The sequence below is a fragment of the Xenorhabdus budapestensis genome (assembly GCF_017743015.1).
GTDB lineage: Bacteria > Pseudomonadota > Gammaproteobacteria > Enterobacterales > Enterobacteriaceae > Xenorhabdus > Xenorhabdus budapestensis.
Window position 1 is genome coordinate 863500 of sequence record NZ_CP072455.1, and the last position, 11663, is coordinate 875162.

10 protein-coding genes are annotated in these 11663 nt (G+C 44.4%); 7 read left to right on the forward strand and 3 right to left on the reverse strand.

The window, feature by feature from the left end; genetic code table 11:
• Positions 1 to 17: 17 nt before the first annotated feature.
• Positions 18 to 1358, forward strand: a complete 1341-nt coding sequence (gene brnQ / locus HGO23_RS03750) for a branched-chain amino acid transport system II carrier protein (protein ID WP_099135650.1) — start codon at positions 18 to 20, stop codon at positions 1356 to 1358.
• A 376-nt stretch (positions 1359 to 1734) separates the two neighbouring features.
• On the opposite strand, the gene ggt is transcribed toward brnQ, so the two are convergent.
• The 3 genes from ggt to HGO23_RS03765 form a co-directional block, all read right to left on the reverse strand.
• The gene (gene ggt / locus HGO23_RS03755; protein ID WP_209028006.1) at positions 1735 to 3498 is read right to left on the reverse strand and encodes a gamma-glutamyltransferase; all 1764 of its coding nucleotides are present in this window, start codon (positions 3496 to 3498) and stop codon (positions 1735 to 1737) included.
• Between the two features lie 322 nt (positions 3499 to 3820).
• Positions 3821 to 4423 carry a peroxiredoxin C gene (locus HGO23_RS03760; RefSeq protein ID WP_038262893.1) on the reverse strand — a complete coding sequence of 201 codons (603 nt, stop codon included), beginning with the start codon at positions 4421 to 4423 and terminating at the stop codon, positions 3821 to 3823.
• 167 nt (positions 4424 to 4590) lie between these two features.
• Positions 4591 to 5214, reverse strand: a complete 624-nt coding sequence (locus tag HGO23_RS03765; RefSeq protein ID WP_099135526.1) for an acyl carrier protein phosphodiesterase — start codon at positions 5212 to 5214, stop codon at positions 4591 to 4593.
• Positions 5215 to 5320: 106 nt separating this feature from the next.
• Here HGO23_RS03765 and queA point away from each other — a divergent pair, with 106 nt between their 5' ends.
• The 6 genes from queA (at position 5321) to nrdR (ending at position 11655) form a co-directional block, all read left to right on the forward strand.
• Positions 5321 to 6433 (forward strand): tRNA preQ1(34) S-adenosylmethionine ribosyltransferase-isomerase QueA, encoded by a 1113-nt coding sequence (queA, locus tag HGO23_RS03770; protein WP_209028007.1) that lies wholly within the window; start codon positions 5321 to 5323, stop codon positions 6431 to 6433.
• A gap of 90 nt (positions 6434 to 6523) precedes the next feature.
• Positions 6524 to 7648: a tRNA guanosine(34) transglycosylase Tgt gene (gene tgt, locus HGO23_RS03775; protein WP_209028008.1), complete on the forward strand. Its 1125-nt coding sequence runs from the start codon at positions 6524 to 6526 to the stop codon at positions 7646 to 7648.
• A 208-nt stretch (positions 7649 to 7856) separates the two neighbouring features.
• Entirely contained in the window at positions 7857 to 8195 is a 339-nt protein-coding gene (yajC, locus tag HGO23_RS03780) for a preprotein translocase subunit YajC (RefSeq protein WP_047678376.1), read from the forward strand.
• A 28-nt stretch (positions 8196 to 8223) separates the two neighbouring features.
• Complete coding sequence (gene secD / locus HGO23_RS03785; RefSeq protein WP_099135523.1) at positions 8224 to 10071, forward strand: protein translocase subunit SecD; 1848 nt, start codon at positions 8224 to 8226, stop codon at positions 10069 to 10071.
• A 10-nt stretch (positions 10072 to 10081) separates the two neighbouring features.
• Positions 10082 to 11050 carry a protein translocase subunit SecF gene (secF, locus tag HGO23_RS03790; RefSeq protein WP_209028009.1) on the forward strand — a complete coding sequence of 323 codons (969 nt, stop codon included), beginning with the start codon at positions 10082 to 10084 and terminating at the stop codon, positions 11048 to 11050.
• Positions 11051 to 11205: 155 nt separating this feature from the next.
• Positions 11206 to 11655 (forward strand): transcriptional regulator NrdR, encoded by a 450-nt coding sequence (gene nrdR, locus HGO23_RS03795; RefSeq protein WP_099135521.1) that lies wholly within the window; start codon positions 11206 to 11208, stop codon positions 11653 to 11655.
• Positions 11656 to 11663: the final 8 nt, after the last annotated feature.

Sequence of the window (11663 nt, forward strand, 5' to 3'; positions counted from 1 at the left end):
ATTTATTATTAATCACTATGGCATATCATTTATCATCTAAAGATATTTTGGCATTAGGTTTTATGACCTTTGCCCTGTTTGTTGGAGCGGGAAATATTATTTTTCCGCCTATGGTTGGTTTGCAGGCGGGTGAGAATGTTTGGATTGCTGCTGCTGGTTTCTTGATTACTGCTGTAGGCCTACCAGTCATTACCGTTATTGCTCTGGCGAAAGCAGGGGGCGGAATTGAAACACTGAGTTCTCCTATCGGTAAAACGGCGGGTTTAATACTGGCGACAGTCTGCTATCTGGCTGTAGGTCCACTGTTTGCAACACCGAGAACTGCAACTGTTTCTTTTGAAGTAGGTATTGCGCCGCTGACAGGAGACGGTAAGCTTCCGCTTTTTATTTATAGTGTCGTCTATTTCCTACTGGTAATCGTCATTGCACTTTATCCGGGGAGATTACTGGATAATATCGGACGTATACTGGCACCTGCTAAAATGTTGGCGTTGGCTATTCTGGGTATTGCGACATTATTGTGGCCTGCCGGTAGCCCTATTCCTGCCTCTAATACTTATCAGGAAATCCCATTCTCAAATGGTTTTGTAAATGGTTATTTAACCATGGATACACTGGGAGCAATGGTATTCGGCATTGTTATCGTTAATGCTGCGCGTTCCAGAGGAGTGAAGTCTTCTGTATTGTTGACCCGTTATGCCATGTATGCGGGTTTGATTGCAGGGCTTTGTCTGACTCTGGTTTACCTCTCTTTGTTCAAATTGGGGGAGGTGAGTGGAACGTTAATACCAACAGCTAAAAACGGTGCAGCGATCCTGCATGTTTACGTTCAGAATACTTTTGGTAATTATGGGAGCTTCTTACTGGCGGTATTGATTTTCCTTGCCTGTATAGGAACAGCAGTCGGTTTAACTTGCGCTTGTGCTGAGTTTTTCAGCCGTTATCTGCCGCTCTCTTATCGTACTCTGGTTCTGAGCCTGGGATTGTTCTCCATGCTGGTTTCCAATTTGGGTTTGAGTCATCTGATTGCGTTTTCAATTCCGGTGCTTACGGCAATTTATCCGCCTTGTATTACACTGATATTATTGAGTTTTACCAATCGTTGGTGGAATAACTTCACCCGTATTCTGGCTCCCGCTATGCTGGTTAGTTTGGTATTTGGGATCCTGGATGCGGTTAAAGCGTCTGAGTATTTGGTTCACTTATTCCCAACATGGGCAGAATATTTGCCATTGGCAGAGCAAGGGTTGGCATGGTTAATGCCGACTCTGTTGTCTGTCATTGTATTTGCTATTTACGATCGCATCGTAGGTTCAACAAAAATCCCAAAGCATGAAGTTCAGCAGGAGCAGCTTTGACAGTCGATAAGCTCATAAATTAGTCTAACCTAACTGACTAGACTAATAAAAAATATGCTTAAAGTGTGTACATTAAGAGGTGATGTTATGGAAAAAGTTAACATCTACGATGCGAAAATCAACCTGTCCAGAATTGTTTAGAAAGTTGCTCGTACTGAAGAACCAGTGGTGATCGCCAAGATACTAGTGATAGCAAGCTGATAGATTTTGTCGGTGATTACATTACTGTAATTCCTAACAGATAGCCAAAATGGGGATGGGTAATTTGGCTATTTAAATTGGTTGCAATCCGATTGAAGTTCATTCGTTATTTCAGGGGCTTGCATTGCCCCTAAAATAAATTATTGTTTAGCTGTTCTTATTTAGTTGCTAATAATTAGTAGCCAGTAGCTGCGCCAGCAGGTCGTCGTACATCATTGGCACCATAGATATATCCTTCACGAACTTTGCCTGAGACGGCAGAGTCATTGCCTGATGAATTGACTGGAGAAACGCCGGCAGCGCCCGGTAAACCTATCATGATTAATTCAGTCGCGCCCCATGGAGTCTGCTCTACCATTTTGTACCCCATTTTTTCCAGTAAATTTAAGGTGTCTTTCGAAAGGCCACGCTGTTCATAATAGACTTCATCTGGTAGCCATTGATGATGAATGCGCGGGTTGTTAACTGCTTCTTGTGGAGGCATACCAAATTCGATGATATTCAAGGCAGCCTGTAAGGTGATAGAGATAATCCTTGAACCACCCGGAGAGCCTAAGACCAGAAAAATTTTATTATCTTTGGTTACGAGTGTCGGGCTCATGGATGATAGTGGGCGCTTACCGGGGGCAATGGAGTTGGTTGCTCCTTGAACCAATCCATACATATTCTTTTCCCCAACCTTAGTGGTGAAGTCATCCATTTCATCGTTCAGGAAAAAGCCAGTACCCGGTGCGATGACAACGGCACCAAAGCGCCCATTAATGGTATAGGTTGTTGATACTGCGTTACCACCTTTATCTACAACAGAATAGTGGGTTGTTTCTGGTTTTTCGTGTGGGCCAATACCCGGCTGAACTTGTTTTGACGTGGTTGCTTTGTTTGGCTGGATCTCTTTTCTGATAGATTCTGCATAGCTTTTACTTAATAAACGATCAAGCGGGTTTTTGATAAACGCAGGATCACCAAGGTAAGTATTTCTGTCTATGTAAGCGTGACGCATAGCTTCCGTCAATGTATGGATATAGGCGGCAGAGTTGAATCCCATGGATTTGAGATCATAACCTTCAACAATATTCAGTATTTCGCACAGTGTGACGCCACCGGAGCTGGGAGGAGGAGAAGAGATGAATTTATATCCGCGATAGCTACAGGTGACTGGTGTGGTTTCGGTGATAGTGTAATTGGCAAAATCAGTCGCTGTAATGATCCCTCCAGATTTCTTTGAAGTTTCCTCAATGATTTGTGGAATTTTACCGTGATAAAAGGCATCTGGCCCTTGTTTGGCAATCATCTCCAGCGTGTTGGCTAAATCAGTCTGAACTAGTTTGTCTCCTGGCTGGAAAGGTGTTCCATCTTTGCGCAGGAAGATGCGGGCAGTTTCTGGATCTTGAGTAAAGCGTTTGACAGTGGTGTCCATAATATCTGTATCACCACGGGTCAGGATATAACCTTCACGTGCCAGCTTGATTGCTGGTGCCATGACTTGCTCGCGGGTTAACGTACCGTATTTTTGCAGTGCGGTATCCAGCCCCATAACTGTGCCGGGCACACCGATGGCTTTATAACCATACAAGCTGGCACCTTTGATAACATTACCCTTTTTATCTAGATACATATCGGCACTGGCAGCCGCTGGTGCGGTTTCACGGAAATTAATGAATGTATCTGTACCATCTGCCAGATGGATGGTCATAAAACCCCCTCCACCAATATTCCCGCAGCAGGGATTCACCACAGCTTCTGCATAGCCCACGGCAACCGCAGCATCAATAGCATTACCTCCCATCTTGAGGATATCAACACCAACTTGTGATGCCAGATGTTGTGCACTGACTACCATGCCTTGTTTGGCTTCAACAGCAAGTTCGGTAGCAGCATAAAGAGTAGAGGATACGAATAACGAGACAGCAATGAGAGGGATTTTCCATGTCTTGGACATTTTTTGCTCCTTATCTTCGGGTTGTTGAGTAAAAGCGCCAAAAGATTATAAGGTTTTTGTTAATTATTTGTGATATTACCTTATAGAAAGCTCAGGATTTTGGGAAGGTGAATTTTTGGGCGCCTGTCAATAATTTGAAAAATTCAAATAATGAAAACTAACTATACCCAATGGATTTCAAGTTGCGTCGCGGCGGCAAGGGAGCAACTTGAAAGACGAAAGGTATATAGAAAAGCACATAGAAAAACCAGCCGATAATACGGCTGGTTTGAAAGATCCATTAACAATGTGATTCTATTAAAGGATTGAATACTGACGGAGATTACAGTTTGTCAGCATTTTTGGTCAGGTATTTAGCTACGCCTTCTGGGGAAGCGCCCATACCTTCTTGACCTTTAGCCCACTGTGCAGGGCAGACTTCGCCGTGCTCTTCGTGGAATTGCAGTGCATCAACCATACGTAGCATTTCGTCAATGTTACGGCCCAGTGGCAGATCGTTAACAACCTGATGACGAACAACACCATTTTTATCGATCAGGAAAGAACCACGTAAAGCGACGCCAGCTTCTGGGTGCTCAATACCGTATGCTTTCATGATGTCACGTTTGATGTCAGCAACCATTGGGTATTTGACTTCACCGATGCCGCCTTCGTTGATTGGGGTCTTGCGCCATGCGTTGTGAACGAATTCAGAGTCGAAAGAAACACCGATAACTTCAAAGCCGCGTTTTTGGAATTCTTCATAACGGTGATCGAAAGCAATCAGCTCTGAAGGACAAACGAAAGTGAAGTCCATTGGCCAGAAGAAGATAACGGCTGGACGACCATTCAGATGTTTTTTCAGGTTGAAGTTATTAACGATCTCACCATTACCGAGAACCGCAGCAGCTGTAAAGTCAGGGGCTTGGCGGGTTACTAAAACCATAATTGACTCCTGTGATTTTAAAAGATTCTACCCTTAGGTATTTGTGGAAACGGGTTACAGCATAAGGAATTAGGTTATAGCAATAAAGGATAAAATACCAATTGATATAATAGGTTTTACCTATTGATAATCTATTTTTAATGCCTTTTCGTCTACATAAGATAAAGCTATTTGGCAAAAGTGCAAGGTTCTGGAGAAATTTCCTGTTCCAGTAAACGTTTGTCTGCGGCTAAAACCATCATTTGAGGGTAAAACTGCCAGAATAGTGCTTCAAAATCAGAGTAATGATTTTCAATATCTTGGTACGATCCCGCCAATGCTGATAATCTCGGTCGTCTTCTTGCCATACTTTGCAGGACATTAGCAATACATGTCAGATCAGCATAACGGATCAACAAATTTTGTGACCAGAGATATTGGTTTAATTCCTGAAATTTTTCAGGAGTGGAACCGAGATGAGGTTTTATCTGGTGGTGGGCAAGGTGAACAAATTCCGGCAAAGAGTAATTTTTTTCAAGTTTATCCCAGTATCGAGATAGAAAATGATCCCAGATGATATCAAGGGTTATAGGTGCCACACGCCGATATTCACTACGGAATAATGTCCCGGCTTCAATGACCAAAGGATGGTTATCTGTCAGGCTGTCTATTCTGCGGTGCAGACGAATACCCGATACAATATCGGCGCTGAATAAGCCTTCTGGGGAACCACGGACGAAATCTGCCATTAAATTACCCAGTAAGGAGCTTTCGGATAATGCTGCCAAATGCAAGTGTGCGAGAAAATTCATGGGGAAGAGTATAGCGTAAATAGTTAAACTAATATGCTTCTTTCTTGCACCATTGTCTGTGCAGCACTAGACTAGTCCGCCTGTTTTTTTGAATGATACAGATAAAATGCGTGTCGCTGATTTTACATTTGAACTGCCAGAAGAGCTGATTGCTCACTATCCCCAACCACAGCGCAGTGGCTGCCGTTTGCTCTCCCTTGATGGGGAAACAGGCGAGCTGGCACACGGCATTTTTACTGATGTGCTGGATAAACTGGAAACGGGGGATTTGCTGGTTTTCAACAATACCCGAGTTATTCCTGCCCGTCTGTTTGGTCGTAAGGCAACAGGTGGCAAATTGGAAGTTTTAGTAGAAAGGATGCTGGATAATAAGCGAGTACTTGCTCACGTTCGTGCATCTAAAGCACCAAAAGAAGGCACAGAGTTGATCCTTGGCGAGGATAAAGCGCTTGGTGAGAATATCCTTGGTGCAAATAACGGCATCAAAGCAACAATGTTGGTACGCCACGATGCTTTATTTGAAATTCGTTTTGATGACGAACGGGACGTATTGACCATTTTAGATGAAATCGGTCATATGCCGTTACCGCCTTACATTGCTCGTCCTGATGAAGAGGCAGATCGGGAATTATATCAAACAGTATACAATGAACGTCCGGGAGCGGTTGCTGCACCAACCGCTGGGTTGCACTTTGATGAGCCACTTTTGGCTGCTTTGCGTGAAAAAGGCGTAGAAATGGCTTTTGTCACTCTGCATGTGGGGGCAGGAACTTTTCAGCCTGTACGTGTAGAGACAATCGAAGATCACGTTATGCACGCTGAATATGTAGAAGTACCGCAGAATGTTGTTGATGCTGTACTGGCGTGCAAAGCGCGTGGCAATAAAGTGGTGGCAGTGGGAACAACGTCAGTCCGTTCGTTGGAAAGTGCAGCTCGTGCTTGTCAGGATGGTCTTATTGCTCCATTTTTCGATGATACCCAAATCTTTATCTACCCAGGATTTGAATATCAGGTTGTTGATGCACTGATTACTAATTTCCATTTGCCGGAATCTACATTAATCATGCTGGTTTCTGCATTTGCGGGTTATAAAAATACCATGGGTGCTTACAAAGCAGCGGTAGCTGAGAAATATCGTTTCTTTAGTTATGGTGATGCGATGTTTATTAATCGTAATTCTCTGGCTGCAAAAGAACTATGGCTTCAAAAGAAACAGTAGCAAAAGAAAAAATTTCGTCACTCCAGTTCCGCTGGCTTGAACAATTTTTAAACATCACATCGGACTGTTTTTCTGATGTCTGGAGGTTAAGTGAAATTTGAGTTACAAAAGACGGACGGGCATGCCCGCCGTGGTCGCCTGATTTTTGATCGCGGTGTAGTGGAAACACCAGCGTTTATGCCTGTGGGAACTTACGGCACAGTTAAAGGCATGACACCGGAAGAGGTTAAAGAGACAGGAGCTCAAATCCTGTTAGGAAATACCTTTCATTTATGGTTACGTCCTGGTCAGGAAATCATGAAACTGCATGGCGATCTGCATGATTTTATGCAGTGGCAAGGCCCGATCCTGACTGATTCTGGCGGTTTTCAGGTCTTTAGTCTTGGGGCAATGTGTAAAATCAAGGAAGAAGGCGTTCATTTCCGCAATCCTATCAATGGAACGCCCGTTTTCCTTAGCCCGGAAAAATCGATGGAAATCCAATATGATCTGGGTTCCGATATCGTCATGATTTTTGATGAATGTACGCCATACCCTGCGGATTGGGATTATGCCAAACGCTCTATGGAAATGTCATTGCGCTGGGCAGCACGCAGCCGTCAGCGTTTTGATGAACTGGGCAATAAAAATGCACTGTTTGGTATCATTCAGGGCAGTGTTTATGAAGACTTGCGTGATGTATCTGTCAAAGGGTTGGTGGAAATTGGCTTTGACGGTTACGCTGTGGGTGGTTTGGCTGTAGGTGAGCCAAAAGAAGATATGCATCGCATTTTAGAACACGTTTGCCCGCAAATTCCACAAGATAAGCCACGCTATTTGATGGGAGTTGGTAAACCAGAAGATTTGGTTGAAGGTGTTCGTCGCGGTATCGATATGTTTGACTGCGTTATGCCAACTCGTAATGCCCGGAATGGTCATCTTTTTGTGACAGAAGGTGTGATCAAGATCCGCAATGCGAAACATAAAGAAGATACATCTCCGTTAGATGAGCATTGTGACTGCTATACTTGCCGAAATTATAGCCGTGCGTATCTGCATCATCTTGATCGCTGTAACGAAATTCTTGGTGCAAGGCTGAATACAATACATAATTTAAGGTATTATCAGCGCCTGATGGCCGGAATTCGTAAAGCCATTGAAGAGGACAAACTGGAACAGTTTGTTGAAGAGTTTTATCAGCGGATCGGTAAACCGGTTCCACCGTTAAATGTATAATTTGGCGTGACTAACCAGCCTCAATGTGTGTAGCATATTGGGCTGGTTTTTGATCGGGCCATTATCGATTTTCGATGGCAAATTTTTCGAGAACTATTTTTTCGCAAACCATTTTTCGGAAACCACTTTTTGAAACTTGTTTTTGAAAACTATTTTTTAAAATACATGCTTCGCAAATGATGTTTTCGATAACAATGAGGGATATTTGATGAGTTTTTTTATTTCTGAAGCTGCGGCAGCTGCTGGTGCGCCAGCGCAAGCTCAGGGAAACCCATATTCTCTGATTATCATGCTGGTTGTTTTCGGTTTGATTTTCTATTTCATGATTCTGCGTCCGCAACAAAAACGCACCAAAGAACATAAAAAACTGATGGATTCCATCTCCAAAGGAGATGAAGTACTGACTTCTGGTGGTTTGGTTGGTCGTGTCTCTAAAGTGTCTGAAACTGGCTACATCGTAATTGCCCTGAATGACACCACAGAAATAACTGTCAAACGTGATTTCGTCGCTGCCATTTTGCCGAAAGGTACAATGAAGGCTATTTAATTTTCCGATTTTCCCGAAGGGAACTGCCGTGTTGAACCGTTATCCTTTGTGGAAGTATCTGATGCTGATCGCTGCGATCCTCATCGGTCTGCTTTACGCACTTCCCAACCTTTATGGTGAGGATCCGGCTGTGCAAATCACTGGCGCGCGAGGTATCGCCGCCAGTGAAAAAACGCTGGACCAAGTCCGTAATGTTTTAGATAAAGAACAGATCAAGAGCAAGTCCATTGCACTGGAAAATGGGGCAATTCTTGCTCGTTTCAATAGCCAGGATATTCAGCTCCGTGCTCGTGAAGCTTTAGTTTCTGCATTGGGTGAACAGTATGTTGTGGCATTAAATCTTGCGCCTGCGACCCCAATCTGGCTAAACAAAATTGGCGCTGAGCCGATGAAGTTGGGCTTAGACTTGCGCGGAGGGGTGCACTTCCTGATGGAAGTGGATATGGACACTGCCATGAGCAAACTTCAGGAACAGAACATTGATAGTCTGCGTTCTGAACTGCGCGACCAAGGTATTGCTTATTCCACTATCCGTAAGGCTGAAAATTACGGTGTAGAAATTCGTTTCCGTGATAATGATGCTCGCTCTAAAGCAGAAAGTTATCTTGCATCCCGCCACCGCGACTTGGTGTTTTCGACAGGCGCTAACAGTACCCTGAAAGCGGTTATGAGTGATGAACGTTTGCGTGAAGCTCGCTCCTATGCTGTACAGCAGAACATCACTATCCTGCGTAACCGTGTTAACCAACTGGGTGTTGCCGAACCTTTGGTGCAACGTCAAGGTGCTGACCGTATTGTTGTTGAACTACCAGGTATTCAGGATACTGCCCGTGCGAAGGAAATCCTTGGGGCAACTGCGACGCTGGAATTCCGTTTGGTAAATACTAACGTTGACCAAAGCGCTGTTGCATCAGGCCGTATTCCGGGTGATTCAGAACTGAAATATACCCGTGATGGTAGCCCTGCTGTGCTGTATAAGCGTGTTATCCTGACCGGTGATCATATTACCGATTCAACATCGGGTACTGATGAGAACGGGTATCCTCAGGTTAATATCTCACTGGACAGTGTCGGTGGTACTGCGATGTCTAACTTCACCAAAGATAACCTACAGAAGCCTATGGCAACGCTGTTTGTGGAGTATAAAGACAGCGGTAAGAAAGACGCTAACGGCCGAGCGATTCTGGCTAAGCACGAAGAAGTTATCAACATCGCGACTATTCAGTCCCGTTTGGGTAACAATTTCCGTATTACCGGGATTAATAACCCGAATGAAGCACGCCAATTGGCATTATTGCTGCGTGCAGGTGCTCTGATTGCACCAATCCAGATTGTGGAAGAACGCACAATTGGGCCAACTCTTGGTATGCAGAATATTGAACAGGGTCTTGAAGCTTGTTTATGGGGATTGATTTCTTCTGTACTGTTCATGGTGATTTACTATCGTAAATTTGGCTTGATAGCGAGTAGTGCGCTGTTGGCAAACCTGGTATTGATCGTCGGTATTATGTCCTTGTTACCGGGGGCGACACTGACGATGCCGGGTATTGCGGGTGTCGTATTGACTTTGGCTGTTGCGGTGGATGCGAACGTCTTGATAAACGAACGTATCAAAGAAGAGCTGCGTAACGGGCGTAGTATACAGCAGGCTATTCATGAAGGTTATAAAGGTGCATTTTCCAGTATTATCGATGCCAACCTGACGACGCTGATTACCGCTGTTATCTTGTATGCAGTGGGAACAGGCTCTATCAAAGGCTTTGCGATCACAACCAGTATCGGTGTAGCGACATCAATGTTCACTGCCATTGTAGGAACACGCGCAATCGTGAACCTGTTGTATGGTGGTAAGCGTATCAATAAGTTGTCAATTTAAGGAGCACGTTGTGGCACAGGATTACTCTGTTGAACAATTAAACTATGGGCGTAAAGTCATCGACTTTATGCGCTGGGACAACGTCGCCTTTACTGTTTCGTTTCTGCTGTTGATCGCTTCCATCGTCATGATAGCAACTCGCGGGTTTAACTGGGGGCTTGATTTTACCGGTGGTACGGTAATTGAGATTAACCTGAGTAAACCGGCTGATCTGGATAAGATGCGTGAGAGCCTGACGAAAAATGGTTTTGCAGATCCACTTTTGCAAAACTTTGGCAGCAGCCGTGACGTAATGGTTCGTATGCCGCCAGTGACTGGTAATGCAGGTCAGGAGCTGGGCAATAAAATTATCTCGGTCATAAACGCAGATATCGATAAAGATGCGGTTGTTAAGCGAGTTGAATTTGTTGGCCCAAGTGTGGGAAGCGAGTTAGCGCAAACCGGGGCAATGGCGCTAGTAGTGGCGCTGATCTGTATTCTGATTTATGTCGGATTCCGCTTCGAATGGCGTCTGGCGTTAGGGGCCGTTATCGCGCTTGCTCATGACGTCATCATTACATTAGGTATACTGTCGTTATTCCACATTGAAATTGGCCTGACTATCGTGGCATCGTTGATGTCCGTTATCGGTTATTCATTAAACGATAGTATTGTTGTCTCGGATCGTATTCGTGAGAACTTCCGTAAGATACGCCGTGGTACGTCATATGAAATCATAAACGTCTCTCTGACTCAGACTCTGAGCCGTACGATTATGACCTCAGCGACGACATTACTGGTGGTGATGATGCTTTATATCTTCGGTGGCGAAATGCTGAAAGGATTCTCACTGGCGATGTTAATCGGGGTTTCCATCGGTACAGCATCTTCTATCTATGTTGCATCTGCGCTAGCGCTGAAACTCGGTATGAAGCGTGAGCATATGATTGTGCAGAAAGTGGAGAAAGAAGGGGCGGATCAACCTTCCATTCTTCCTTAATCACTTTTTCTGTAATGACATAGTTTTTGATGACCAGTTTTTAATGACATAGTTTGTCTTGTTCAAACACCCTGTGAGTACTTACTGACAGGGTGTTTTTCATTATCACTTCAAGGTAAACTGTTTGTCTGTTCGGTTAACTGTCAGGAAACAATATGCATTGCCCATTTTGCGCAGCCGTTGATACTAAAGTTATTGATTCCCGTCTGGTAGGGGATGGCTCACAAGTGCGCCGCCGCCGTCAGTGTCTTGAATGTCATGAACGATTCACCACGTTTGAAATCGCAGAATTGGTGATGCCGAGAGTCATAAAAAGTGATGATATGCGGGAGCCTTTCGACGAAGAAAAATTGCGTCGTGGCATGCAGAAGGCACTGGAAAAGCGCCCTGTCAGCTCTGATGATGTGGAAATGGCGATTAGTCACATTAAGTCACAGGTTCGGGCTACGGGAGAGCGTGAAATCCCGTCTAAAATGATCGGCAATTTCGTGATGGATGCGCTGAAAAAACTCGATAAAGTGGCTTATATTCGTTTCGCGTCTGTTTACCGTAGTTTTGAAGACGTTCGGGAATTTGGTGAAGAGATCGCCAGACTACAAGATTAAAGGCTATC